The sequence below is a fragment of the Muriicola jejuensis genome (assembly GCF_010671595.1).
Taxonomy (GTDB): Bacteria; Bacteroidota; Bacteroidia; order Flavobacteriales; family Flavobacteriaceae; genus Muriicola; species Muriicola jejuensis.
Window position 1 is genome coordinate 802,418 of the sequence record NZ_JAABOP010000001.1, and the last position, 24,002, is coordinate 826,419.

Below are 24,002 nucleotides of genomic sequence, written 5' to 3' on the forward strand. Positions count from 1 at the left end.
TTATGGAAGTACAGCAATTTAGTTACGACAACCAGATCGTAAAGAAATTTATCTATGCCACCCTGTTCTGGGGGATCATCGGGATGCTGGTAGGCCTTTTACTGGCCTTTATGTTCATGTTCCCAAACCTCACGGACGGGATCTCCTGGCTCAGCTTCGGCAGGTTGAGGCCGCTGCACACCAATGCGGTCATCTTTGCCTTCGTTGGGAACGCCATCTTTGCGGGAGTCTATTACTCCACCCAAAGATTGTTAAAGGCACGGATGTTCAGTGATTTTCTGAGCAACCTCAATTTCTGGGGATGGCAGGCCATCATTGTGGCCGCTGCGATCACCCTGCCCCTTGGATATACGACCTCCAAGGAATACGCAGAGCTCGAATGGCCCATTGACCTGGCCATAGCCGTGATCTGGGTGGCTTTCGGATGGAACCTCATCGGCACGATGATCAAGCGTCGCCAAAGGCATTTATACGTCGCCATCTGGTTCTACCTGGCCACTTTTGTGACCGTAGCCGTACTACATATTTTCAACAGCCTGGAACTACCTGTTAGCGCGCTGAAAAGCTATTCCGTCTATGCGGGTGTTCAGGACGCGCTGGTGCAATGGTGGTACGGGCACAACGCGGTGGCCTTCTTCCTGACCACACCATTTTTGGGACTTATGTACTACTTTGTTCCCAAGGCAGCGAACAGGCCGATCTATTCCTACCGCCTGTCCATCGTTCACTTCTGGTCCCTGATCTTTATCTATATCTGGGCGGGACCACACCACCTGTTGTACTCCGCCCTGCCTGACTGGGCTCAGAACCTCGGCGTTGCCTTTTCTGTAATGCTGATCGCTCCTTCCTGGGGTGGTATGATCAACGGACTGCTGACCCTGAGGGGTGCATGGGATAAGGTGAGGGTAGATCCCACCCTGAAATTCATGGTGGTCGCGATCACCGGATACGGTATGGCCACTTTTGAAGGCCCCATGCTTTCCCTGAAGAACGTGAATGCCATTGCGCACTTCAGCGACTGGGTCATTGCCCACGTGCACGTGGGGGCCCTTGCCTGGAATGGCTTCCTCACTTTCGGGATGGTCTACTGGCTGGTCCCAAAAATGTTCAAGACCCGTCTTCACTCCTTGCCCATGGCCAATTTCCATTTCTGGATCGGTACCCTGGGAATCATCCTGTACGCCCTTCCCATGTACGTGGCCGGGTTTACCCAGGCACTGATGTGGAAAGACTTCAACCCGGACGGCAGCCTGGTATACGGAAACTTCCTGGAGACGGTCAATGAGATCATGCCCATGTACTGGATGCGGGCCATCGGTGGTTCCCTCTACATCATCGGCTTTATCGTCATGCTGTACAACATCGTGGTCACCATCCGTTCCGGTAGTGCCGTGGTAGACGAAAAGGCCGAAGCTCCTGCCCTTACCAGGGTGTCCGCCAGAAGGACGGTTGGGGAGACCTTCCACACCTGGCTGGAGAGAAAACCCATACAACTGACCCTCCTGGCCACCATCGCCATACTGATCGGGGGTATCATACAGATCGTACCTACGATCCTGGTAAAATCCAATATCCCGACCATCACCAGTGTAAAACCTTATACACCCCTGGAACTGGAAGGTCGCGACCTGTACATTCGGGAAGGTTGTGTGAGCTGCCACTCCCAGATGGTAAGACCCTTCAGGAGCGAAGTGGAACGGTACGGGGAATACGCGAAGGCGGGTGAATTCGTCTATGACCACCCCTTCCTTTGGGGCAGTAAGCGCACAGGTCCCGACCTGCTGCGGGTTGGCGGGAAATACTCAGACAACTGGCACCTGAACCATATGTACGACCCCCAGAGCATGTCTTCCGGCTCCATCATGCCGGCCTACCAGTGGCTGGTGAGGAACAAGCATGACCGTAGTGACGTACAGGACAAGATGCGGGCCATGGTCTCCCTGGGAGTCCCCTATAGTGAAGAGGAGATCGGCAACGCCTTCACCCTTATGGAAGAACAGGCCCTGCAGATCGAAAAGAACCTGTATTCCGATCCCGATTTTGCGAAATCCTACGAGGAAGACAAAAGCCGGGCGATGGAGAGCGGACGGGAATTCGTGGAAATGAAGGACCGTGAGATCGTGGCCATGATCGCCTACCTGCAGCGACTGGGTACAGACATCAAAGTCAAAGAGACCGATCAACTATTATCAGAAAATAAATAAGTCATGCTGAAATTCGTCAAAAACCACATGGAGAGTATAGACGGGATAGCGACCTATCCGTTGATCTCCCTGCTGATCTTTTTTGTCTTCTTTGCCCTGTTGTTCTGGTGGGTATTTTCCGCCTCCAAAGAGCACATCAAAGAAGTTAGTGAAATCCCATTAGATGATAATCAACCAAAATAAAGCAACATGAGAACTATGTCACCCTGGTGGATCAGGATCCCCTTCATTTTCTTTTTGATCTTCGGCCTGGTCGAGTATTATGTGGATTCAGGAGATAAACCGGCCTTTATAGAGTATCCTATGGTACAGCTGTTCCTGTTGATGGTCCTGCTGATCCTGATCGCCATAGAGCTCATCGTAAAGTCGGTAGAGAACGTGCTCTTCCAGACCCTGCCGGAAGAGGCCAAGGAACGGTACCTCAATGCGAAGTCAGCTTCCTGGGAATGGGCTTGGGGCAAGCGGATGTACAAAAAACTGCTGGGCTCCAAACCCATTGAAGAGGAGGGTGAGATCATCCTCGACCACAATTATGACGGCATCAAGGAACTGGATAACAAGCTCCCTCCATGGTGGGTATACCTCTTTTATGCGACCATCCTCTTCGGGGTGGTCTACCTGGCCCGTTTCCACGTGTTCAATGACTACGATCAGGCCCGGGAATACGAAATGGAGGTCGCAGCCGCACAGGCAGCGATCGAAGAATACCGCAAGACTGCCAAGGACCTGGTGGATGTCAATACGGTCACTCTGCTCACCGATGCATCCGATATCAACGCGGGGCGTCTGATCTTCGAGACCAATTGCGTGGTTTGCCATATGGCAGACGGCGGAGGGGGGATCGGTCCCAATCTCACGGATGAATACTGGATCCAGGGAGGAGGGATTAAAAATGTATTCAGGACCATCTCCGAAGGGGGAAGGGACGGCAAGGGAATGATCGCCTGGAAACAGACCCTCAAACCGGCTGAAATGGCTCAGGTAGCCAGCTATGTTCTCAGTTTTCAGGGGACAACACCTGCCAATCCCAAGGCTCCTGAAGGAGAAATATGGATAGACGAAAATGCGCCCCAGGATCAAAATCCACAGGAAGAGTCCGCCTCAGATTCCACGACGGTGGCTCTGAATGAACAATAGTACAAAGGCAATAACAAGTGGCAAACAATGAACGTTTCCGGGATTCCATAGGGACCATCAATGAAGAGGGGAAACGGGCATGGATATTCCCCAAAAAACCCTCGGGAAGGTTCTACGAGTATCGCAAGTACGTCAGTTATGTGCTGCTTGTTTTCCTTTTTGCCTCCCCTTTTGTAAAGATCAACGGGAACCAGTTCCTGATGTTCAATGTCCTGGAAAGGAGATTCAACATCTTTGGTTATCCGTTCTGGCCCCAGGATTTCCATCTCTTCGTGATCTCCATGATCACGGGTGTGATCTTTGTGGCCCTGTTTACCGTGGCCTTCGGCAGGATATTTTGCGGGTGGATGTGTCCTCAGACCATCTTTATGGAAATGGTCTTCCGCAGGATAGAATACTGGATAGACGGAGACAGGGGAGCCCAAATGAGGCTTGCCAAACAGGCGTGGAACGGAGAAAAGATCCGGAAACGCCTGGTAAAATGGAGTATTTTCTTCCTGATCTCTTTTGGGATTGCGAATGTATTCCTCGCCTATCTCATCAGCAGCGAAACCCTGCTCCGCTACATTACCGACGGGCCTCAGCAGCACCTAAGCACATTGGTCTCTCTGCTGATCTTTACAGGGGTGTTCTACTTTGTCTTCGCATGGTTCAGGGAACAGGTCTGTATCATCGCCTGCCCCTATGGAAGGCTGCAGGGCGTTTTGCTTGACAACAAATCCATCGTGGTCGCCTATGACCACAAAAGAGGAGAAGGCGACAAGGGCAGGAAGAAATTCCGAAAAGGCGAGGACCGGGAAGCTCTGGGACATGGGGATTGCATCGATTGTTTCCAATGTGTGCACGTCTGTCCTACGGGAATTGACATCAGGAACGGGACCCAGCTCGAATGCGTGAACTGCACGGCCTGTATAGACGCCTGTGATGCCATTATGGAAAAGGTAGATCTGCCCAAAGGGCTTATCCGTTATGCCAGTGAGGACCACATCGAGAAGAAGGCTAAGTTCACATTCACCCCCAGGATGATGGGATATTCCGCAGTATTAGTGATCCTCACCGGAGTGCTGGTAGGGATGCTTTTCCTCAGGAACGACCTCGAAGCCACCATTCTTCGACTGCCGGGGCAATTGTACGAGCGCAAGGAGGAAAACATCATCAGCAATGTATACACCTTTAAACTGATCAACAAGACGACCCAGGATGTGGAAGATGTGAATTTCAGGCTGCTCTCCCATCCCGGGAAGATCGAAGTGGTCACCCATAAGAACTTTGAGGTGCCGGCTGAAAAATTGACAGAGGGAACCCTCTTTATCGAAATACACTCGGCAGACCTGAAGACTGACAAGGACAAGCTAAAGATAGGGGTCTACAGCGGGCAAACCCTGCTGGAGACCACGACCACCCGATTCATGGGCCCGAGGAATTATTATTGAATCTGGGGAATGGAATTAATAAATCGAGAATTATGAAACTGAACTGGGGAACTGGAATTGTTTTGGCCTTTGCAGGGTTTATCGGGTTTATCCTCTTCTTTGTCATCAGGATGAGCCTGGATGATAGGTCTAATCACGACCTGGTAACGGAAGACTATTACAAAAAGGAACTGGTCTTTCAGCAGGAGATCGATGCGATGAAAAGGGCAAAGGCCCTTACCCACCCACTGATGGTGGAAAGGACAGAGACAGGAATGCTGATCCGTTTTCCTGAGAGTATGTCCCCCGAAAAGATAAAAGGTAAAGTGTCCCTATACAGACCATCCAATAAACACTTGGATTTTGACTTTCCCATAAGTTTATCCAATGCACATTTGCTCATACCTGACAAACGTTTGTTGGATGGTCGCTGGGACATGACCGTATACTGGGAGTATGATGGAGAGACCTACCTTTTGAAAAAGAGTTTCATGTATTAATTGATCGAAATGGTCTATACCGCCTTTCTACTGGGAATATTTGGCAGCCTTCACTGCGTGGGGATGTGCGGCCCCATTGCCTTTATGCTCCCCCTTAGCAGGGAGAGTAAAACCAGGATGTTCGGACAACTCTTCCTTTACCACGCGGGAAGGATTGTCTCCTACGGACTTCTGGGGCTCGCCTTCGGGTTCTTTGGGAAAGGGCTCTACCTATTTGGGGCACAACAAAACCTTTCGATCATTATCGGGATCCTGATCCTGGTTGCCCTTGTGATCCCCAAAAAGATCGCCCGGCTTTTTGAGGTTTCCCGACCTGTCTACAGATGGGTCGGCAAACTTAAATCCGGCCTGGGGAATGCCCTGAAAAAAAGAACGGCCGATACGTTCCTGACCATTGGGTTGTTAAACGGATTCCTGCCATGTGGCCTGGTCTATATGGCCCTGTTTGCCTCCATCGCCATGGGTTCCCCAGCAATGGGTGCCTCCTATATGGCCTTGTTCGGGCTGGGTACCATCCCCTTGATGAGTACGGCTGCCTATCTTGGCGGAATTCTGAGGCCCGCGGTCCGCACCAGGATCCGGAGACTTATTCCTATCTTCGTGGCTATGGTTGGCGTGCTCTTTATACTCAGGGGCCTGGGCCTTGGGATCCCCTATGTTTCACCCAAACCGGCATCCCCGCAGGTTACGGCACAAATGGAATGTCATCAACCTTAGTTTACTGAATCGAAGTGAGACTTTCACTTAAATAATTTACGCTTAACCCTATGAAAATTGTTACCAAGACCGAAGCTGCCTCCATGGTTAAATCGGGTGACCGGGTGTTCCTGCAGGGAGCAGCCATGACCCCCAATACCCTGATGAATGCCATCTGTGAGCGCTATATGGAACTATCAGACGTAGAGATCATATCCATACATACGGAAGGGGATGTGATGTATGCCTCTCCTCCATACAACAAGGCATTTAGAATAAACAGTTGTTTTGTGGGCGGAAACGTCCGGAAGGCCGTCAATACAAATAAAGGGGATTATATCCCCATCTTCCTCAGTGAGATCCACCTGCTTTTCAGGAGAAATATTCTGCCCCTGGACGTGGCCCTTATACAGGTCTCACCCCCGGACAAACACGGCTACTGTTCCCTAGGGGTCTCGGTCGATGTAACCTTGCCCGCCATACAGACGGCCAAACTCGTCATTGCCCAGATCAATCCAAGAGTTCCCCGCACCCACGGGGATGGGATCATCCATCAAAGTTCCATCCATGCGGCTATTGAAGTAGACAAACCCCTGCACGTACATCCCATGGGGGCCATTTCGGAAATAGAACACAAGATCGGCAAACACGTTGCCGAGCTGATCGATGACGGTGCCACCCTGCAGTTGGGCATTGGCAATATCCCCAATGCCGTACTGACCAATCTGGACAATCACCGGAGGTTAGGCGTGCACACGGAGATGTTCTCAGACGGCCTGCTGCCCCTGGTCGAAAGAGGGGTGATCACCGGAGAAGAGAAAACACTGAAATCGGGGCGGATTGTGACCTGTTTCGCCGCAGGTTCACAGAAACTGTACGACTTTGTCGATGACAATCCCATTGTGAATTTCAAGGAAGCAGCCTATACCAATGACACGAACGTCATCCTGCAGAACCCGAAGGTGACCGCGATCAACAGTGCGGTTGAAATTGACCTGACGGGACAGATTTGCGCAGATAGCGTGGGGACCAAACAGATCTCCGGGGTGGGCGGACAAATGGATTTTATCCGGGCGGCTTCCCTCTCCCATGGAGGAAAGCCTATTTTTGCCTTTACCTCCCAGACCAAGAATGGGGCCTCCAAGATCACTCCCCTGCTGAAAAGCGGGGCCGGGGTAACCACCACACGTGCACACGTTCACTATGTGGCAACGGAATACGGAGTAGTTAACCTGTTTGGTAAGAACCTCCATCAAAGAGCCAAGGCACTGATATCCATTGCTCACCCCGATCATCGGGAAGAACTCTCAAGGGCTGCATACGAGCGATTTGAACGCGACTGAAAAGATTGAGATGAAACCATTGAATACCTACATAGACCATACCCTTTTAAAGTCCACCGCCACTGTGAAGGAGATAAATACCCTTTGTAAAGAGGCAAAAGACTACGCTTTTTACGCGGTCTGTGTCAATAGCGGTTACCTCCCTCTGGCCAAAAACAACCTCCTGGGCAGCGGGGTCAAACTGGCAGCGGTAATCGGGTTTCCTCTGGGGGCCATGTCTACCGAATCCAAGATAGGGGAAGTCCGCTATTGCCTGGAACACGGGACAGATGAAATCGATATGGTCATGAACCTTGGGTGGCTGAGGTCCGGGATGAGTAAGGAGATCGTACGGGAGATCGGCCTGATCAAGGATATCATGGGCCAACGCCTGCTCAAGGTCATCCTGGAAGTGGCTTACTTATCGGAAGAGGAGATACGTCATGCCTGCGACTGCTGCATCAAAGGAGGGGCTGATTTTGTGAAGACCTCCACGGGGTTTGGCCCGGGCGGTGCCACCCTGGAAGCAGTCAGGATCATGAGGGAAAGTGTAGGGAACAAGGCCCTGATCAAGGCGTCAGGAGGCATCAGGGACAAAAGCACGGCCCTGGAGTTCATACAGGCCGGGGCCAGCCGTATAGGTACCTCCTCCGGGGTGCAAATGATGAAGGAATAAAAACCGAAGTATGGGAACACATATCCAGGCCCGACAGGGCGACATCGCAGAAACCGTTTTACTCCCGGGAGACCCCTTAAGGGCCAAATGGATCGCAGAGACCTTCCTCGAAAATGCCCGGTGTTACAACCAGGTAAGGGGTATGTTGGGCTTTACGGGGTATTTCATGGGTAAGCGGATTTCCGTTCAGGGCAGCGGGATGGGAATTCCTTCCGCAATGATCTATTACCACGAGCTGGTGACCAGGTACGGGGCCAAAACACTGATCAGGGTAGGCACTGCAGGAAGTTACCAGAAAGAAATCGGACTCAGGGATGTGATCCTGGCCATGTCGGCTTCCACCACCTCCTCCATCAATGATGAGCGTTTTCCCTCAGCCCATTATGCCCCTACAGCCAACTTCGAATTGCTCTTTAAGGCAGTACGTTATGCCGAGTCTCAGGAGATCCCCTTTAAAGCGGGAAATGTCCTCACCCATGACCTCTACTACGAAGATGACAGGGATGAGTATAAAAGGTGGGCAGAGTACGGGGTCCTTTGTGTTGAGATGGAGACAGCAGGGCTCTATACCCTGGCGGCCAAACACGGTGTCAGGGCGCTTTCAGTACTCACGATTTCCGATTCTCTGGTAACGGGTAAGGTTACCACTCCGGAGGACAGGGAACACAGCTTCACCGAAATGGTGAAGATCGCCCTGAATATTGCATAGACCGTCATTCAAAAGAATGGACCATGGAAGAAGAACGGGAAAATTTTAGACTACAGGCCCCGGAATCTGCATTCCTTGCAGGCCCCCTGTCCAGGTTCAGGGAATTTCTATTCACTTTCAGGGTGCAGTGGAGTTTTATCAGGGGATTCCGGAAAATGCACTTTATTGGCCCCTGCGTCACCGTCTTCGGTTCTGCGAGGTTCGACGCGGAAAACCCCTATTACAAAAAAGCAGAGGAGATCGGATCAGAGATGACCAAGCTTGGTTTTGCGGTCATGACGGGAGGCGGGCCCGGTATCATGGAAGCAGCGAACAAAGGGGCTTATGAGGCCGGGGGCTATTCCGTGGGATGCAACATCATCCTTCCCTTTGAACAGAAACCCAACCCATATCTGCACCGCTGGATCAATATTCCATATTTCTTCGTCCGGAAATTCCTCCTGCTAAAATACTCCTATGCTTTTATTGTGATGCCTGGTGGGATAGGAACGCTGGATGAATTGTTTGAATCCCTTACCCTCATACAGACCAGGATGATCCAGAATTTCCCAGTGGTGATCTTCGGGTCTGAGTACCACAAGGAACTTTGCCAGCATATCGAAGTGATGGCCGAGAATGAAAGTATTAGTCCGGACGACATGAAGCTCCTTTTCGTGACGGATTCCGTACCCGATCTGGTGGAGCACATCCGACTTTACGCCATCAAACGCTTCCACCTTGAGAAAAAACCGGTTTCCCCAAGCTGGTGGCTGGGCGAGCGAAAAAGGAAAGACACCGCACATCCCATTCCGGAGAGATAATGGCATTCCTCCACCTCCCGAATATCACTGCCACTGCAGAATTTTCAGCATGCCGAAAATACCGGTATTGCCTGAACCTTGTTCTCACCTCACGCGCAATGGGAAAGACGGTCTGTGTGATCATGCAAAATCCCAGTGTTGCGGATGAGAAGGTCGCCGATAAATCGGTGCAGTTTCTGGAAAAACTGGTTTTTGAGAAGGGACTGCCGGAGTTTTCAGGTGTAAATCGCTGTGTCGTCGTCAACCAGTTTGCCCGGGTACAAACCAAAGGGTTTGAGGGAAATAAAACAGATATCGGACATGAAAACAACCGCCATCTCAAAGCCGCTATCCGGATCGCCGACACGATCTTGATTGCCTGGGGAAAAAGAAATCCCTTTGAAGACCGCCAAAGCACCATCCTGAAGCTCTTGAAAAAAACAGAAGGGAAGAAGATCCTCAAAACCAGAAAACATCCTTCCAGAGGTTTTTACAGGGATTTTATCCTTCCCTTTCCGATTTAGAAATCCTTTCGCTTCGCTACGTACACCATCCGCCATACAGGGAAAATGGTCCATAACAGAAGCATGACGGCAGATATGACTAGTCCGGCATTCGTGCCGAAAAATTGCTTAAAAACGGCACCTGTATATCCCAGAAGGGCAGAGATATCCAGCTTCAGGAGGATAAGGGTCCTGGACAGGTCCACAGGGTTCAGCAGGGTGGCCGCAATGGAAAAGTTGTCCAGGGGATACTCCTCGAAAATGACCAGGGAGATCAGGAACAAGCCGTCATAGATCACGGCCATAAACAACCAGAGGAGGACGGCATATCCAAAACCCATGATCCTGTTCTCGTTGGAGATGGCGATATTAAAAGCCAGGGCCGTAAAGATCAGGGTAAGAAAGGCACCTGTAACCAGCAGCAGCGAGAAATCGAAGATGGCATCGCTCATAAATAATCCATATAGTACGAAGGGGATCCCGAGCCCAAAGATCAGGCTGAAGGTAAGGGAGGAAGCCACCCCTAAATACTGCCCGAGGAATATAGATCTCCTGGGTATGGGCTGAGCAAGGAGGAGTTCTGTGAATTCCTTGGAATTGTAACAGTACATGATCCCGAAGATGGTTCCTATCAGTGGAACGAGCACAATGATTATATTCATCAGGGTGATCACGGCCTTGGACACATCGTTGTTCAAAAAAAGCAGTACAAAGCCCAGCATTAAGTAGAACAAAAAGTATACGTAGCTCCACCGGCTTCGCATAAGGTCATAAAAACTGTACTTTAATATCTTAAGCATTTTCGGGCGTAGCTGTTATGGCCGCAATGGCGTGTTCCAGATTGTTTTGTCTCGTTTTTTTCTTCAATTCATCCACAGTGCCCTGGAAATAGATCCTGCCTTCCAGCAGGTAGATGACCTCATCGGCCACCTCCGCGACGAATTCCATGATATGTGAGGTGATCAGTACGGTCTTCCCCCGGGATTTTTCCTCCCGAATCAATTCTTTAAGCCGGATTAGCGCAGCGGGGTCAAGACCTGTAGTAGGTTCATCGAGGATAAGTAAGGGGCAGTCGAACATAAAGGACAGGACTATATTCACCTTCTGCTTGGTCCCTCCTGAAAGGGTAGAGAGCCGTTTTTGCAGATGTGGCCCGAGGCCAAAGAGTTCCGCGAGTTCCTGCTGTCTGTCTGGTTGTTGCCTGAGATCTCTGATCATATCGAAGAGCTCTCTGACCTTGACATTTCCGGGGAAATCGGCAATCTGGGGCATATAATTGATCCCGGACCGATATTTCCAGGAGCCACGTATCGGGACATCCCCGATCTTTATGGTACCCTTGTCCGGGATGACCATCCCCAGGAGACATTTGATAAGGGTAGTTTTGCCAGACCCGTTAGGCCCCAGGATGGCTATGATCCCGCCATCTCCCATGACCAGATCCAAACCGTCGAGTACTTGGTTCTTGCCAAATTTCTTAAATAAGCCATTCACTTCAATCATTGCCTTCTCTTCATTATGGGGTTAGCATCCACCAGGTTGTCCGGAGTGAAGATGGGTGAGACTTTCTCTGAGAAGTCGATGATATCCATAAACAGGCTGCGAAGCAAAATGATGGTTTCTGGTGTTCTGTTGACAATATAGGAAAACAGTTTCACAGGTCTGTAGGGCACGTCCCCAATGCCATCCTTATCCAGGTCATACCCTGTGTATTCACTCCAGTAATTCCCATCAAAAACATTGTCATTCATTTTGCTATTATACGATATATCGAAGGAATTGTAGAGGAAGTTGTTATTCCTGAATGAATTGGTATAACAGGCTCCCAGCACCTTTACGGCCCAGCCGTTCTTAATGAAATGATTGTCTGTGTAGACCACACGGTTCGATCCGTCAATATTGATACCTACCGTATTCTCTTCGAAGGTGTTCCCCCGGATCTCAGCGTCGTTGATCTCTTTGAGCAAAAGGCCAAAAGCCGCACTGCCCCAATTCTTGCGAAAAGTATTCCCCGTCATGCTGATGTTCCTGGAAAACATCACAGCCACCCCGGCCCCGTTGTTTTCAAAGGTATTCCCCGTATAGCGGTCGTTATTCGAAAACATGAAATGGAGTCCGTACCTCAGGTTTTTTGTGCTGACGTTGTCAGCGATCACGACCTCATCTGCAAATTCGAGGTAGATACCATCCCTTACCCCCTGTACGTGGTTACCTCTCACTTCTACGTGCTTGGAATACCACAGCTGAATGCCGTTCCCCGAATTGTATTCGTCTTTGGCATCGCCGATTATGGTATTGTTCAGGACCTTACCGTTGTCGGATCTCTCGAGATAGATCCCGAAGAACAGGTTCTTAAGGGTGACATGCTCAATCCGATAATACTCACTTTTAACAACGCGTATCGCCGCCCAGTCTGTCGTATAGCTGGTCCCTACATTCCTGATCTCGATCCCATCGACCGTCACACTATCCGCGAGGATCCGTAGGATCTCACCCTTATCTTGCCCGTCGATCACGGCACCGGGTTCCCCCAGAAGGGTCAGAGGCTTTTCTACTGCGATGTTGTACTCAAGGTAAGTCCCTTTACGTATCAGGACGGTATCCCCGACTCCAGCCTTTTCAATGCCTTTTTTAATCGTACTCACCGCGCAATCCGGGCAAACTTCCACCTGCCCGGCAACCTGGGTCCAACCCGAGGGCAAGAGAAAGAAAAGGAATATTAGGAGGACTGACTTCATGGGTGAATTTATCTGATAATTACGAATTTGGAATCCTCCAGCGCGTTTACGTAATGCGCAATGCGACCGGGAAAATGGAAGTGCTCCTGGCGTTGGAGCTCATAGGTATTCCCCTGGATATGGAACAGGATTCTGCCTTCAAGGACCAGCAGGTGCGCATCCCTGGGCGAAATGTGCTCGGGGAAAGCATGTCCTTTTTCCAGGGAGATCCCCAGGACCTCCAGGGCATCGGAGGCCACTAATTTTCTGATCTGGAGGGATTTGTACTCCAGGGATCTGAATCCTTTTTCTATCGAATACATCACCATTATGTTTTTAGGAGGGTCATTTGCTGAACCTTTCCAGGAGTTCCTCCCAGTTAAGTAATACACCTCCATTTGCCTGTCTGACCCTTTCAGCGGCCTCCCTGTTCTTGAAGGCGGAGAGATAGGCCCCCATCGGACTTGGGATATTCTCACTGATAAGGAAGGTAGCTGCCCTCGCATCCACAAGGTCTCCCGGGTTGGAGAAATCATTGACAAGGTAGAGGGCTATATCTGAATCTACCTGCTCATTTAAGTGATTGATCATACATTCCGAGGCATCGAACTTAAAGGCTTTGCCCTTTGAGGTCACCAATTCGGCTGCGTGTTGTCTGTCTACTATGGTCATGCTGCAGTAGCTGCACCCGTCCATCCCATACTGTATAGGTTCGGGTTTGATCGAACAGGAAGCCAGAACGACAATTAGACCATAAGCCAGATATCTGAATATTTTCATTTTATCTCTCCGATTCAGGTAAACAGTTTATTCGATCTCTGATGTTTGTGCCCCAGGAAAAAGGCTCCTATCGTCAGCATCATGCCCGTGAACATAAACCATGCTCCGGTCGCTGGCAAGGAAGTTACATCAAAATTCAGCATTTTAGTATGCCCGAACAGTGGCGGTTTGTAGGTCATGGGCGTACCGTCCGGATTGGCGAGTTTCATAATTGCATTGGGGTCGAGGTTGGTGCCGTAATCCACCATCCACGCATTGAAGTCGTACATACCGAGAACCCCCAGTACAGACATAAGAAGGAACCATCCCAGGAACCATTTGTGGCTGAGTTTTCCCAGGTAAGCCAGAATACCGATCAGAGATCCCAAAAAGACCATAAGGCCGATCACCTTTGGAAAGGTGTTGAATTCCCACATCTCCTCCGGTTTAGGCAGGGTTTTCATCCCTATATAATGGTTGAGTCCGTCAATATTCTGAATGTCAAATTCATTGACATCCCGTATGCCGTCTATATGTATGTTTATGCCCAAAGGATCCGGGTATTGGGGTGCCCCGAGCATGATATTCCAGAGGGGGAACACATACAATCCCAGAAGGAACAGAGGGCCAACGATCATGAGTATGCTAGCTTTTTTCATTTGGAGCTTATCATTGTTAATTCAAAATACACATGGGATTACCCCGTAAAAAAAGCGGGCAGGATCTTGGTTCTACCCGCTTTTCTCCTGAAGGGAATCACCTGTTTATTCGCCTAACGACCAAGATAGTTCGACGTTGGCATTGGCGGGAGATACCCTTACGTAACCCTGCATTTCCTGGTGTAGTGCCGAACAGAAATCAGTACAGTAGAACGGCCACACACCTACCTGTTTAGGTTCCCAGACCGATGTCTTGGTCTGTCCGGGCATAACCAGTATCTCGGATGTATTTTGTCCGATGATAGAAAAACCATGAGGCACATCAAAGTCCTGTTCGTGGTTGGTGATGTGGAAATACACCTTGTCCCCAACCTTGATCCCTTCGATATTATCCGGAGTAAAATGGCTGCGGATCGTAGACATATACACGTGTACCTCATTGCCATTTCGCTCCACCCTGGCCTGATCCGGACTACTAGTCACATATTTGTGTTTGTTCTCGTCCAGCCTGTAGATCTTCTTCGACCTGGGCTCCAGCAATTCTGCAGGACAACCCGCGGCATAATGAGGTTCTCCATGGGTGGGGAAGTCGTATAACAATTCCATTTTATCCCCGGAGATGTCATAAATCTGGGCAGAGTGCTCCATTTCGGGACCTGTGGGCAAATACCTGTCCTTGGTGATCTTGTTCATGGCCACCAGATATTTGCTGAATGGCTTTCTGGAGTTTCCACCAGGGATCATGAGGTGACCTACGGAATAATAAGTGGGTTTCCTGTCCAGTACTTCCCAGGTCCCTACGTTCCATTTAACTACTTCCGATGAGATAAAGAAGGTGGTATATGCATTGCCCTTGTCGTCAAACTCGGTGTGTAATGGACCTAAGCCCCCGCTTTTTACGGTTCCGGCCATCACTTCTTCAAACTTCAGGATAGGAATACCATAGGCTTCACCATCAAATTTCTTACCTTCTATGGCAGCCATCATCTTGTCAAAGGAGTGTACGGTTATATCCGCAGACAGTTTGCCGCTTCCTATAATGTACTGACCACTAGGATCTACGTCACAACCGTGAGGGGATTTGGGTGTGGGAAGCAGGTAGAACGCCCCGGGAACATCTGTAGGATCTACAGTAATGACCTCTTTCTTCATGGTAGAGGTGCCGGTGTGGGTTTCTTCGTCATAGACATTGTGGGCATAATTAGCGGGCATCTTTGTCCCGCCTCCGTTTTTCACATATTCCTCTATCTTCATCCAGTTCACTGCGGCGATGAAATCCTTATCGTTCTGGGATGCCATTACTTCCAGAAGTGAATTGGCCTCTTCTGTATTATAGGTTGAGAAGAAGAACCATCCATGAGATTTTGCCCTGCCAGGACGGGAAAGGTCATAGTTAAACCCGGGCATCAGGATCTGGAATTCCAGGTTGAGCCGACCGTTATCCGGTGCCACGCTGATGAAAGAAAGAGCTCCCTTAAAATTCCCTTTGTATTCATTGATGGGCATATCCCTTTGAGGAACCGGCACTGAAAAACGGGTTCCGGCAACCACGTATTCCGTGTTCTCAGTGATAAAGGAAGAACTGTGGTTTCCGGCACTGTTGGGGATCTCAATGATCTCCTCGGTCTCAAAAGTGCTCAGGCTGACCCGGGCGATACGGGGGGTATTGTTCCCGTTGACAAAGATCCATCGACCATCCAGTTCCCCGTTGGTCTGGGATATGTCCGGGTGGTGCAGGTCGTCCCAGGGTACAAATCCGAAAGAAGTATTAAGCATGGGCTTGGTCTCCTCGGAATACCCATACCCGGAGGTTGGGAATTGTGAGAATACAGGGATTTCCTTGAACATACGCCCGGAAGGAAGGCCATAGACCGTCAGGTTTCCACTGTATCCTCCGGAAAGGAAGGCGTAATAGGAATCCCTTTGCCCCGGAGCGATATAGACCTTTTCGGCTGCGCTGGAGGCCAGGGCTCCATTTGATGATTTACCCGGGTCATTACAGCCGATGAAGATCATCGACAGTCCGAGCAATCCAAGCATTGAATATTTGACTTTTTTCATTGTATTTGATTTATTTGATTCACGGTTTATCTATTATTCTGAAGGAGGCAACATGACCTTGTCCACTACGTGTACGATCCCGTTTCCTGCATTGATGCTGGCTACGATCCTGGCCCCTCCTACGTAAACTTCTCCGTCTTTTACTTCGATGGGGACACTTTGGTCGTTGGCCTGTCCAAGTTTCTTGAATTTCATCAGGAATTCCTTGCTGTAATTGCCAGGTGTAACGTGGTATTTTAAAATGTTGGCCAGGGCGTCCTTGTTCTCCGGTTTAAGAAGATCATCGACGGTACCGGCTGGCAGCGCATCAAAGGCTGCATTGGTGGGCGCAAAGACCATCAAGGGGCCTGCATTCACCAGGGCATTCTCAAGATCAGCAGCTTGTACGGCTGCTACCAGTGTGGTGTGGTCAGGAGATCCAATTGCGATCTGAAGGACATTGGGCACAGATTCATCATCTTCGATAAAGGCCTGGCCCTGTTCTTTTGCCTCCGAGGTAGAGGCAGCAGGTGAGGTTGTTGCGGCTTCTGATTTTCCGTCATTCTTACACCCGGTAAATACAGCCAGAGCTAATAATGACAACAGAATTAGTTTTAAGGTGCTAATTGTTTTCATAGAAGTTTATCTTATAGGGTTCTGAAATATTCGAGGATTGCCCGGGTCTGTTCCAAGGTCAGGTTCTGATTGGCCATGGCCGCACCATTAAACTCTACCAACAGGTCTTTGGCACATCGGTCCTGCTCCGTCATCAGTTGGGGATCCAGGATCATATTCATGATCCATTCCGGACTGCGTCTTTCCAAAATACCTTTGGGAGACGGGCCGATAAATCGCTTGTCTAACTTGTGACAGGCAGTACAGTTGGTCTTGAAGATGGCCTCGCCTTCGGCAGCCATAGCGGTATTGATTTCGGGATCCAGGGTGATCTCTTTGATCTGGCCAACCCCTTTTTCATCCAGGGTGATGCGCTGGGAGGCAGGCACCTCATCGGATGCAACGGAAGTTTGGGCCGGAGCTTCCTCCACCTTGCTCCTTTCCAGGCTGAAACCGTCCTTTTTTTCTTCTTTGCCCCCGCAGGAGAAAAGCAGGATAGCACATAATAAGGCAATGAGTTTACTTGTAATTTTCATGGATTTACGGATTAAATTTCGGGGCTAAATTATGTGCGGAAAAAGGGAAAAAGTATGATAATTATCATATTTCGGATATTATTATCCTTTTATACTTGTATTGTATTTTTTACGAACTTTACCGGAAAACTATGTTCAGCAATTCCTCCAAGTACGCCCTAACGGCGGTGATCCATCTGGCTAGTCAAACCGATGAGGCTCATAAAAAAATGGTGAAAGACCTGAGCCTGTATACCGATATCCCTAAAGCCTATCTCGCAAAACTCCTGCAACAACTCTCCAAACACCAGGTCATCTCTGCGACCAAGGGACCCAAAGGAGGGTATTATCTCACAGAAGAGAACAGGAAATTACCCGTATACAGGATCATAGAGGTGATCGATGGGACCCACAGACTGGAATCCTGTGTTCTGGGCTTGGAAGATTGTAACGCGGAGAACCCATGCCCCCTCCACGACTTAGTCAATCCAAGCAAAGCCATCCTATTGAACACCCTGAAACACATGAGCATTGAGGAACTCGCCGGAAAACTCAACAAGAACGATGGTTTTTCCATCCCCGGAACCTGAACAAACGCTGAAAATTTCCTTACCTTTTAAGGCATAACACAACTGATATTTATGAGTAATAAAGGATCCAGGCGCACTTTCATAAAAAAAGCTGCCCTGGGGAGTACTATGCTAGGCAGTGCTCCTTACATCATGGCAATGCCGCAAGGTGAATTGAGGACTTTGGAAAGGGTCTATCCTCAATTAAAGTACAGTGCAAATGACCAGGTGAACCTGGCCCTGATCGGTTCAGGGATTCAGGGGATATACGACACCACCACGGCCCTGAAGGTTCCCGGAGTTCAGCTGGTGGCCGTGTGTGATCTCTATACAGGCCGACTGGCCCGTGCCAGGGAACTCTGGGGAGATCACCTCTTCACGACCCGGGATTACAGGGAGATCCTCTCCCGCAAAGACATAGACGCTGTGATCGTGGCAACCCCTGACCACTGGCATACCAGAATTGCCGTCGATGCCTTGAATGCAGGCAAAGCAGTCTACTGCGAGAAGCCTATGGTACAGCGGTTTGAAGAAGGGAAAACTCTCATAGACGCCCAGAAAAGTTCCGGTTCCATTTGCCAGGTGGGCAGCCAGGGCATGTCCTCCCTAGGGAATGAAAAGGCACGGCAGCTGTACAAAGAAGGAGCTATAGGAGACATCGTACTGCTCGACATGTACAACGACCGGTATTCTTCAGAAGGTGCCTGGCAATATCCCATTCCGACCGACGCCAGTTCAGAAACGGTTGATTTTGACACCTTCCTGGGCAACGCCCCAAAAAGGCCATTCGACTCCACCCGTTTCTTCCGATGGAGAAATTACAGGGACTACGGTACAGGGGTTGCGGGAGATCTTTTTGTTCACGCCTTCTCAACCTTACACTACATCCTGGATTCCAAAGGCCCCGAGAGGGCCCTGTCTTCAGGCGGACTCCGCTATTGGAAGGACGGGCGGGATGTTCCGGATGTTACCCTTACCCTGTATGACTACCCAAAAACGCCGACCCATGCGGCCTTCAATGCTTCCTTCAGGGTGAACTTCATAGCGGGCTCAGGCGATGGGGGCGGTTTTCGCCTGATCGGAACAGAAGGCGCCATGGAGGTCAGTCAGAATTCGGTTCGTCTACAGAGAAGTAAACTGGGAACAGTGCCTGGAGATTATTCTATGATCGCTTATACGGAGGAGGAACAAAAGCGGCTTCGCGAAAAGTTCCGGGCCAGTTCGAAAGATCGAAGGGCCGATGATCTATCCGCTGGTGAGACCCTATGGAAAGCCCCTTATGATTACCCGGGAGGTCATTACGATCATTTCAACAATTTCTTTAAGGCCATCAGAAATAAGGAACCTGTCCTACAGGACCCAACCTTTGGCATGCGGGCGGCCGGTGCAGCCCTCCTTGCAAATGAGAGCTACAACACCGAGAAACCCGTTCGATGGGATCCGGAAAAGATGAGACTTGTCTGAGAAGGGAAACAGTGCTTTGGATAACGCTCTTCCCGTTCGTTGACTACCTTAAATTTTAAAGGTGATCACAGGCACCTTGGAGTGGTTGGTGATATCCTCTCCTATACTGCCCATAAAGAAATGGGACAGCCCTTTCCTTCCATGGGTGGGAATCCCTATCAGGTCTGCATGTATGCTCTCGCTGAAATTCAGCACCCCTTTCTCCACGCTGTAATCATTGTAGATGGTCACCTCCTGTCCAGCCCCTGCCATTTCCAGATACTTGTTGATCTTCTCGTAAGCGTCCTGAGTGCTGAGGAAATCATCCCCTGGGGTGTTGATATAAACCATATGCAGTTTTGCTCCCAGTTTGGAGGCAAATTCGCGAGCCTTCTGGAAGGCGCTCAGGCTTTCGCTCTTGAAGTTACAGGCGAAGACAAAATCGTCTATCTTAAAATCGGGAAGCTCGCTTTTCACAACCAGTACAGGGATCTCAGAATACCTGACCACCTTTTCGGCATTGGAACCCACAAAGATCTCCTTGAGGCCGTCAGAGCCGTGCGATCCCATGATGATCATGTCTGCATTGTGCTTCTCAGCAATATCGTTAACTTCCCCGAATACTTTAAAATGTTTGATCACCGGGGTGATCTTGATACCCTTTAAATAAGCCTTGTTCAGAAATTCTCCCAGCCTTTTCTCTGCGAGTTTAAGCAGAAATACGGTCTGTTCCGGATGGAATCCTTCCGAAGAGGTGATCATGGCCTCATTGAGTTCCAGCATATGCAGGACGAGGATCTCCGCCTTCTGTTTTCTGGCAAGGGAGGCTGCTACCTTGAGGGCATATTCAGATTGTTCTGAGAAATCGACAGGAACGATGATAGTTTTCATGGATAGGAATTAAAGGGTTAAATCGTCATTGAAAATACTCTTTTTTCAGGAGCTTTTCTATGCAGTAACAGGTCAAAGGCCATACAGACGTTGCGGATAAATGGCCGCCCTGCTTCTGTAACGCTCAGGGAAGACGCCTTAGTATCCACGAGTCCGTCTATTTTCATCTCTTCCAGATGGTCCAGGACAAGGTCGAGGTCGTCAAATTTCAGTTGATCCTCCTCCCAGGAGGTTTCCAACCTGCACATTAAGTTAAGGATGTGGCGCCGGATTACCAAATCTTCCCTGTTGAGAATGTGTCCACGGTATATGGGAATAATACCGTCCTCGACCAGGTGCTGGTATTCCTCTATACTCTTTACATTCTGGGCGAATCCGTACCAGCTGTCGCCTATACTGGAAGCTCCCAGTCCGATCATCAACTGTGTCCTGGACGCTGTGTACCCCATAAAATTCCGATGCATCCGCTTCTCGGTGAATGATCTGTAAAGGCCATCGCTTTTGAGTGCAAAATGGTCCATCCCGATCTCGTAGTAGCCGGCCTCCGTCAGGAGTTTTTTTCCGTATTCGTATTGTTTTCTTTTTTCCTCAGCCGAAGGCAGGTCCTCATCCTTAAACCCCCTCTGTCCATTGCCTTTCATCCAGGGCACGTGGGCATAGCTGTAAAAGGCCAGCCTGTCCGGGCGCAAAGCCATGGTGCGCGCCATGGTCTCCTCAATGTCTTCCATTCTCTGGTGCGGCAGGCCGAAGATCAGGTCGTGCCCCACCGAGGTATACCCGATCTCCCTCGACCATTCGGTCACTTTTTTTACATTCTCAAAGGGCTGTATCCTGGAAATAGCGCGCTGCACTTTTATACTGTAGTCCTGCACCCCGTAACTCACTCTCCTAAAACCCAGGTCGTAGAGGGTCTGAAGGTGTTCTCTGGTGGTATTGTTGGGATGACCTTCAAAACTAAACTCGCAGTCCTCCGCGATCTCCCCTCTCCTTAAAATCCCCCGAATCAACATGTTCAGGTGTTCCGGTGAAAAAAAGGTGGGTGTTCCTCCTCCCAGATGCAGTTCCTTTATTTTGGGTTTTGATGGGAAGAGATCGCAATAAAGTTGCCATTCCTTAAGGACCGACTTCACATAGGGGATCTCCACTTCATGCCTCTTGGTAATGCGTTTGTGGCAGCCGCAAAAAGTACACATGCTCTCGCAATAGGGCAGGTGGATGTACAGGCTTATTCCTTCATTTTCATTGCTTTCTTCAAAGCTCCTCCTCACGGTCTGTTTCCATGCCGAGCCCGAAAAGGTGTTTACATCCCAGTAAGGGACGGTCGGGTAACTGGTATACCTGGGCCCCTGAACATTGTACTTTTGGATCAGATTGTTCATGCAAATAGATTTCCTTCAAAATTACGCAGAGAAGGGCAGGTAAAACATGACAAAAATCATCTGCGAACTCGGCTTACCAAATTGCTCTGAGTTGAGAAACCAATTATAATCACTAGTACGTATCCTTTATCCAGGAATAGGGTTCCCGTCTGATCCACATACCACGGGTGAAATCCGGAAAGTCCTGGGGTTCACCCTTCCTGTTGATCGAGGCTTCGGACAATGGGGTTACCGCGCTCCAGGCCGCCGCATCATAGGCATCCATGGGGGGTGCTATGTTGGCTTTGGCCGATTCCACAAAGGCGTTCAGCACAAAGAAATCCATACCCCCATGGCCCGCACCTGCGGCATATTCCCCATATTTTTTCCACAAAGGGTGGTCGTAACGCTCCAACCAGCCTGTGGCGTCATCCCATCTATGGGGTTCAGAAGACCCTTCTATATAGATGCGATTCCCGTCTACTTCCCAAAGACCGTTGGCACCCTGTACCCTGAATCCCAGGGAATAGGGCCTCGGCAGGTTGCAGTCGTGCGTGATGATGATGGTCTCCCCCCTGGCCGTATCCAGGGTCGTTGTGATCACATCCCCCTGCTTGAACTTCACCTTCGCATTGGGGTGGTCTTCTCCCCCATTCTTAACGATGTAGTTGTGCAGCCCGATCGACTTACTCGCATGGGATGTCAGGGAGACCAGGCGATTGCCCCGGTTGATGTCGGCCATCACTGCTACCGGCCCCAGGCCGTGTGTGGGGTAGACATCTGCGTTCCTCTTCACGGAATGCAGGGTGCGCCACCGGGCTTCCGAAATGGCCTTCTCCCCGAATTCGACCCCTCCCCCATAAGGCTGTTTGCCGTCGTTGAATTTCACCTCCCGCAGGTCGTGTTGATACCCGCAGCGGAAATGGACCAATTCTCCGAAGATCCCTTGTTTTACCATGTTCAACACGGCGAGTATATCCCTCCTGTAATTGACGTTTTCCAGGATCATCATATGGGTCCCCGTGGCCTCGTGGGTATTGACCAGGTCCCAGCACTCCTCCAGGGTATTGGCAGCAGAGACCTCAACACCGGCATATTTTCCCGCTTTCATGGCATCGACCGTCATACGGGTATGCCAGAGCCAGGGAGTGGAAATGATCACTGCATCCACCTGATCGGAAGACAGGAGGTTGAGATAATCCAGGTCATCTTTGCCATAGACCCTGGCCTTCCCTTTACCTTTTTCCCTGATCATGGCCTCACACAGGGTGATGCGATCCGGGTCTATATCACAGATCGCCGTGATTCGGACATCCTCTCTTTGGAGGAGATTCCTCAAGTGGTTGGTCCCCCGGAGTCCAACCCCGATAAGCCCCACCCTCAGTTCTTCTTTCGGCGATGGCCCCTGTACAGCCGCTGCATAGTGCGGCAGGATACTGAGCCCCGCCCCGGCGATTGCGGTATTCCGGATAAACTGCCTTCTGCTTGTCATCTCATTCTTATTGATTTGTTGATCGTCGATGAATTTATGAAATTCTCCCTGTCTGCCTTCGTATTCTATTGCAAAAACTTATTTTTGGGCTCAAATAAAGAACGATGACCATATTACTGATGGCTGCCGGAAGGGGCAGCAGATACGGAGCCCTGAAACAGTTTGACGGCCTGGGACCCAAAGAAGAATTCCTGATGGAGTTCAGCATATACGACGCACTGGAAAATGGATTCGACCATATTGTGGTGATCACCCAGAAAGACAATGTGAGCTTCCTTCAGGAATATCTCTCGGCAAGGATCCCGAAAGGCGTAAAGCTCGATGTGGTCTCCCAGGACCTCAACGACCTGCCAGAGGGGGTATCCTACTCCGGGGAAAGGGCAAAACCCTGGGGGACCGCCCACGCTGTGTGGTCTGCCCGAAAGGTCATAAACGGACCTTTTTCTGTAATAAATGCCGATGACTATTACGGGAAAAAGGCCTTTGAAAACGCCGCCAGATTTGTTGAACGCGACATGGGAGGCAACACTTTTGGCCTGGTCGCCTATACCCTGAAAGACACACTCTCTCCTTATGGTTCGGTATCCAGGGGCGTATGTGAGCAGGAAGGGAAATTCCTGAGTTCGGTGCAGGAGCGAACAGAGATCTCCGAAGACGAGAACGGGATTACCGATGCCGATTCAGGAATAGTATTTACGGGGGATGAGCTGGTCAGCATGAATTTCTGGGTATGCAGGCCCTCTGTCTTTGAACGCATAGAGCAAGACCTGAAAAGTTTTCTCACCAAAGGGGAGAACCTGGAGAAAGGGGAGGTGTACCTGCCATTCGTGATCCAGGCCATGTTGCAGCAAGGCGAGACCCGAGTGGAGGTGATTCCATCCGAAAGTATGTGGTTCGGGGTAACCTATGCCAATGACAAGGAAACGGCCATGGACCACCTGAAAATGATGACACAGGAGGGACAGTACCGTTCGCCCCTCTGGAACTAACCAGGCATAGACTGATT

Annotated in this window: 26 protein-coding genes; 14 read left to right on the top strand and 12 right to left on the bottom strand. The window is 50.1% G+C overall.

All coding sequences use genetic code 11. The features are described from left to right. Window positions 1–2 precede the first annotated feature (2 nt). From ccoN to GWK09_RS03670, 11 genes are read left to right on the top strand one after another with little or no spacing between them, the layout of a single operon-like run. Window positions 3–2,204, top strand: coding sequence for a cytochrome-c oxidase, cbb3-type subunit I (ccoN, locus tag GWK09_RS03620; RefSeq protein WP_163691638.1), 2,202 nt, complete (start codon window positions 3–5; stop codon window positions 2,202–2,204). A 3-nt stretch (window positions 2,205–2,207) separates the two neighbouring features. Then, window positions 2,208–2,387 (top strand): CcoQ/FixQ family Cbb3-type cytochrome c oxidase assembly chaperone, encoded by a 180-nt coding sequence (locus GWK09_RS03625; protein WP_163691639.1) that lies wholly within the window; start codon window positions 2,208–2,210, stop codon window positions 2,385–2,387. A gap of 6 nt (window positions 2,388–2,393) precedes the next feature. Then, entirely contained in the window at window positions 2,394–3,341 is a 948-nt protein-coding gene (locus GWK09_RS03630) for a cbb3-type cytochrome c oxidase N-terminal domain-containing protein (protein ID WP_163691640.1), read from the top strand. 17 nt (window positions 3,342–3,358) lie between these two features. Beyond that, entirely contained in the window at window positions 3,359–4,774 is a 1,416-nt protein-coding gene (gene ccoG, locus GWK09_RS03635) for a cytochrome c oxidase accessory protein CcoG (protein WP_163691641.1), read from the top strand. A gap of 32 nt (window positions 4,775–4,806) precedes the next feature. After that, complete coding sequence (locus GWK09_RS03640) at window positions 4,807–5,253, top strand: FixH family protein (RefSeq protein WP_163691642.1); 447 nt, start codon at window positions 4,807–4,809, stop codon at window positions 5,251–5,253. 9 nt (window positions 5,254–5,262) lie between these two features. Then, complete coding sequence (locus tag GWK09_RS03645; RefSeq protein ID WP_163691643.1) at window positions 5,263–5,970, top strand: sulfite exporter TauE/SafE family protein; 708 nt, start codon at window positions 5,263–5,265, stop codon at window positions 5,968–5,970. Between the two features lie 50 nt (window positions 5,971–6,020). Continuing rightward, entirely contained in the window at window positions 6,021–7,292 is a 1,272-nt protein-coding gene (locus tag GWK09_RS03650; protein ID WP_163691644.1) for an acetyl-CoA hydrolase/transferase family protein, read from the top strand. 10 nt (window positions 7,293–7,302) lie between these two features. Next, window positions 7,303–7,947, top strand: coding sequence for a deoxyribose-phosphate aldolase (gene deoC / locus GWK09_RS03655; RefSeq protein ID WP_163691645.1), 645 nt, complete (start codon window positions 7,303–7,305; stop codon window positions 7,945–7,947). Window positions 7,948–7,957: 10 nt separating this feature from the next. After that, window positions 7,958–8,656 carry a purine-nucleoside phosphorylase gene (gene deoD / locus GWK09_RS03660; RefSeq protein ID WP_163691646.1) on the top strand — a complete coding sequence of 233 codons (699 nt, stop codon included), beginning with the start codon at window positions 7,958–7,960 and terminating at the stop codon, window positions 8,654–8,656. Window positions 8,657–8,679: 23 nt separating this feature from the next. After that, window positions 8,680–9,456 (top strand): LOG family protein, encoded by a 777-nt coding sequence (locus GWK09_RS03665; protein ID WP_163691647.1) that lies wholly within the window; start codon window positions 8,680–8,682, stop codon window positions 9,454–9,456. Further along, a complete protein-coding gene (locus GWK09_RS03670) occupies window positions 9,456–9,959 on the top strand; it encodes a DUF1643 domain-containing protein (RefSeq protein WP_163691648.1) in 504 nt (167 codons plus the stop codon). The genes GWK09_RS03665 and GWK09_RS03670 overlap by 1 nt, the downstream gene beginning before the upstream one ends. Here the strand turns inward: GWK09_RS03670 and GWK09_RS03675 are convergent. From GWK09_RS03675 to GWK09_RS03715, 9 genes are all read right to left on the bottom strand, one after another. Then, window positions 9,956–10,738, bottom strand: a complete 783-nt coding sequence (locus tag GWK09_RS03675; protein ID WP_163691649.1) for an ABC transporter permease — start codon at window positions 10,736–10,738, stop codon at window positions 9,956–9,958. The two genes, GWK09_RS03670 and GWK09_RS03675, sit on opposite strands and share 4 nt — an antisense overlap. Further along, window positions 10,731–11,441: an ABC transporter ATP-binding protein gene (locus GWK09_RS03680; RefSeq protein WP_163691650.1), complete on the bottom strand. Its 711-nt coding sequence runs from the start codon at window positions 11,439–11,441 to the stop codon at window positions 10,731–10,733. The genes GWK09_RS03675 and GWK09_RS03680 overlap by 8 nt, the downstream gene beginning before the upstream one ends. Next, the gene (locus GWK09_RS03685; RefSeq protein WP_163691651.1) at window positions 11,438–12,676 is read right to left on the bottom strand and encodes a nitrous oxide reductase family maturation protein NosD; all 1,239 of its coding nucleotides are present in this window, start codon (window positions 12,674–12,676) and stop codon (window positions 11,438–11,440) included. Before GWK09_RS03685 ends, GWK09_RS03680 begins: the two co-directional genes overlap by 4 nt. Window positions 12,677–12,684: 8 nt before the next feature. Continuing rightward, window positions 12,685–12,978, bottom strand: a complete 294-nt coding sequence (locus GWK09_RS03690) for a cupin domain-containing protein (protein WP_163691652.1) — start codon at window positions 12,976–12,978, stop codon at window positions 12,685–12,687. A 22-nt stretch (window positions 12,979–13,000) separates the two neighbouring features. After that, the gene (locus tag GWK09_RS03695; protein ID WP_163691653.1) at window positions 13,001–13,435 is read right to left on the bottom strand and encodes a nitrous oxide reductase accessory protein NosL; all 435 of its coding nucleotides are present in this window, start codon (window positions 13,433–13,435) and stop codon (window positions 13,001–13,003) included. A gap of 14 nt (window positions 13,436–13,449) precedes the next feature. Continuing rightward, window positions 13,450–14,073 carry a hypothetical protein gene (locus GWK09_RS03700; RefSeq protein ID WP_163691654.1) on the bottom strand — a complete coding sequence of 208 codons (624 nt, stop codon included), beginning with the start codon at window positions 14,071–14,073 and terminating at the stop codon, window positions 13,450–13,452. A gap of 105 nt (window positions 14,074–14,178) precedes the next feature. Continuing rightward, window positions 14,179–16,134 carry a Sec-dependent nitrous-oxide reductase gene (nosZ, locus tag GWK09_RS03705; RefSeq protein WP_163691655.1) on the bottom strand — a complete coding sequence of 652 codons (1,956 nt, stop codon included), beginning with the start codon at window positions 16,132–16,134 and terminating at the stop codon, window positions 14,179–14,181. 33 nt (window positions 16,135–16,167) lie between these two features. Then, the gene (locus GWK09_RS03710) at window positions 16,168–16,749 is read right to left on the bottom strand and encodes a fasciclin domain-containing protein (protein ID WP_163691656.1); all 582 of its coding nucleotides are present in this window, start codon (window positions 16,747–16,749) and stop codon (window positions 16,168–16,170) included. An 11-nt stretch (window positions 16,750–16,760) separates the two neighbouring features. Next, entirely contained in the window at window positions 16,761–17,264 is a 504-nt protein-coding gene (locus GWK09_RS03715; RefSeq protein ID WP_163691657.1) for a c-type cytochrome, read from the bottom strand. 131 nt (window positions 17,265–17,395) lie between these two features. Between GWK09_RS03715 and GWK09_RS03720 the strand changes: the two genes are divergently transcribed. Both GWK09_RS03720 and GWK09_RS03725 read left to right on the top strand, forming a co-directional pair. Beyond that, window positions 17,396–17,833 carry an RrF2 family transcriptional regulator gene (locus tag GWK09_RS03720; RefSeq protein ID WP_163691658.1) on the top strand — a complete coding sequence of 146 codons (438 nt, stop codon included), beginning with the start codon at window positions 17,396–17,398 and terminating at the stop codon, window positions 17,831–17,833. Window positions 17,834–17,884: 51 nt separating this feature from the next. Beyond that, on the top strand, window positions 17,885–19,276 hold the full coding sequence (locus GWK09_RS03725; protein ID WP_163691659.1) for a Gfo/Idh/MocA family protein: 1,392 nt from the start codon (window positions 17,885–17,887) through the stop codon (window positions 19,274–19,276). Between the two features lie 48 nt (window positions 19,277–19,324). Here the strand turns inward: GWK09_RS03725 and GWK09_RS03730 are convergent, their stop codons facing one another. The 3 genes from GWK09_RS03730 to GWK09_RS03740 all read right to left on the bottom strand — a co-directional run bounded on the left by GWK09_RS03730 (window position 19,325) and on the right by GWK09_RS03740 (window position 22,996). Continuing rightward, window positions 19,325–20,146 carry a universal stress protein gene (locus tag GWK09_RS03730; RefSeq protein ID WP_163691660.1) on the bottom strand — a complete coding sequence of 274 codons (822 nt, stop codon included), beginning with the start codon at window positions 20,144–20,146 and terminating at the stop codon, window positions 19,325–19,327. Between the two features lie 17 nt (window positions 20,147–20,163). Continuing rightward, the gene (gene hemN / locus GWK09_RS03735; RefSeq protein ID WP_163691661.1) at window positions 20,164–21,525 is read right to left on the bottom strand and encodes an oxygen-independent coproporphyrinogen III oxidase; all 1,362 of its coding nucleotides are present in this window, start codon (window positions 21,523–21,525) and stop codon (window positions 20,164–20,166) included. Window positions 21,526–21,637: 112 nt separating this feature from the next. Next, window positions 21,638–22,996, bottom strand: a complete 1,359-nt coding sequence (locus GWK09_RS03740) for a Gfo/Idh/MocA family protein (protein ID WP_163691662.1) — start codon at window positions 22,994–22,996, stop codon at window positions 21,638–21,640. A gap of 104 nt (window positions 22,997–23,100) precedes the next feature. On the opposite strand from GWK09_RS03740, the gene GWK09_RS03745 reads away from it, so the two are divergent. Beyond that, window positions 23,101–23,985: a nucleotidyltransferase family protein gene (locus tag GWK09_RS03745; protein WP_239530594.1), complete on the top strand. Its 885-nt coding sequence runs from the start codon at window positions 23,101–23,103 to the stop codon at window positions 23,983–23,985. Window positions 23,986–24,002: the final 17 nt, after the last annotated feature.

Coding starts and splice junctions, on each gene's coding strand:
- ccoN (WP_163691638.1), top strand. CDS start 3: ATGGAAGTACAGCAATTTAGTTACGACAACCAGATCGTAAAGAAATTT.
- GWK09_RS03625 (WP_163691639.1), top strand. CDS start 2,208: ATGCTGAAATTCGTCAAAAACCACATGGAGAGTATAGACGGGATAGCG.
- GWK09_RS03630 (WP_163691640.1), top strand. CDS start 2,394: ATGAGAACTATGTCACCCTGGTGGATCAGGATCCCCTTCATTTTCTTT.
- GWK09_RS03640 (WP_163691642.1), top strand. CDS start 4,807: ATGAAACTGAACTGGGGAACTGGAATTGTTTTGGCCTTTGCAGGGTTT.
- GWK09_RS03645 (WP_163691643.1), top strand. CDS start 5,263: ATGGTCTATACCGCCTTTCTACTGGGAATATTTGGCAGCCTTCACTGC.
- GWK09_RS03650 (WP_163691644.1), top strand. CDS start 6,021: ATGAAAATTGTTACCAAGACCGAAGCTGCCTCCATGGTTAAATCGGGT.
- deoC (WP_163691645.1), top strand. CDS start 7,303: ATGAAACCATTGAATACCTACATAGACCATACCCTTTTAAAGTCCACC.
- deoD (WP_163691646.1), top strand. CDS start 7,958: ATGGGAACACATATCCAGGCCCGACAGGGCGACATCGCAGAAACCGTT.
- GWK09_RS03665 (WP_163691647.1), top strand. CDS start 8,680: ATGGAAGAAGAACGGGAAAATTTTAGACTACAGGCCCCGGAATCTGCA.
- GWK09_RS03670 (WP_163691648.1), top strand. CDS start 9,456: ATGGCATTCCTCCACCTCCCGAATATCACTGCCACTGCAGAATTTTCA.
- GWK09_RS03675 (WP_163691649.1), bottom strand. CDS start 10,738: ATGCTTAAGATATTAAAGTACAGTTTTTATGACCTTATGCGAAGCCGG.
- GWK09_RS03680 (WP_163691650.1), bottom strand. CDS start 11,441: ATGATTGAAGTGAATGGCTTATTTAAGAAATTTGGCAAGAACCAAGTA.
- GWK09_RS03685 (WP_163691651.1), bottom strand. CDS start 12,676: ATGAAGTCAGTCCTCCTAATATTCCTTTTCTTTCTCTTGCCCTCGGGT.
- GWK09_RS03690 (WP_163691652.1), bottom strand. CDS start 12,978: ATGTATTCGATAGAAAAAGGATTCAGATCCCTGGAGTACAAATCCCTC.
- GWK09_RS03695 (WP_163691653.1), bottom strand. CDS start 13,435: ATGAAAATATTCAGATATCTGGCTTATGGTCTAATTGTCGTTCTGGCT.
- GWK09_RS03700 (WP_163691654.1), bottom strand. CDS start 14,073: ATGAAAAAAGCTAGCATACTCATGATCGTTGGCCCTCTGTTCCTTCTG.
- nosZ (WP_163691655.1), bottom strand. CDS start 16,134: ATGAAAAAAGTCAAATATTCAATGCTTGGATTGCTCGGACTGTCGATG.
- GWK09_RS03710 (WP_163691656.1), bottom strand. CDS start 16,749: ATGAAAACAATTAGCACCTTAAAACTAATTCTGTTGTCATTATTAGCT.
- GWK09_RS03715 (WP_163691657.1), bottom strand. CDS start 17,264: ATGAAAATTACAAGTAAACTCATTGCCTTATTATGTGCTATCCTGCTT.
- GWK09_RS03720 (WP_163691658.1), top strand. CDS start 17,396: ATGTTCAGCAATTCCTCCAAGTACGCCCTAACGGCGGTGATCCATCTG.
- GWK09_RS03725 (WP_163691659.1), top strand. CDS start 17,885: ATGAGTAATAAAGGATCCAGGCGCACTTTCATAAAAAAAGCTGCCCTG.
- GWK09_RS03730 (WP_163691660.1), bottom strand. CDS start 20,146: ATGAAAACTATCATCGTTCCTGTCGATTTCTCAGAACAATCTGAATAT.
- hemN (WP_163691661.1), bottom strand. CDS start 21,525: ATGAACAATCTGATCCAAAAGTACAATGTTCAGGGGCCCAGGTATACC.
- GWK09_RS03740 (WP_163691662.1), bottom strand. CDS start 22,996: ATGACAAGCAGAAGGCAGTTTATCCGGAATACCGCAATCGCCGGGGCG.
- GWK09_RS03745 (WP_239530594.1), top strand. CDS start 23,101: ATGACCATATTACTGATGGCTGCCGGAAGGGGCAGCAGATACGGAGCC.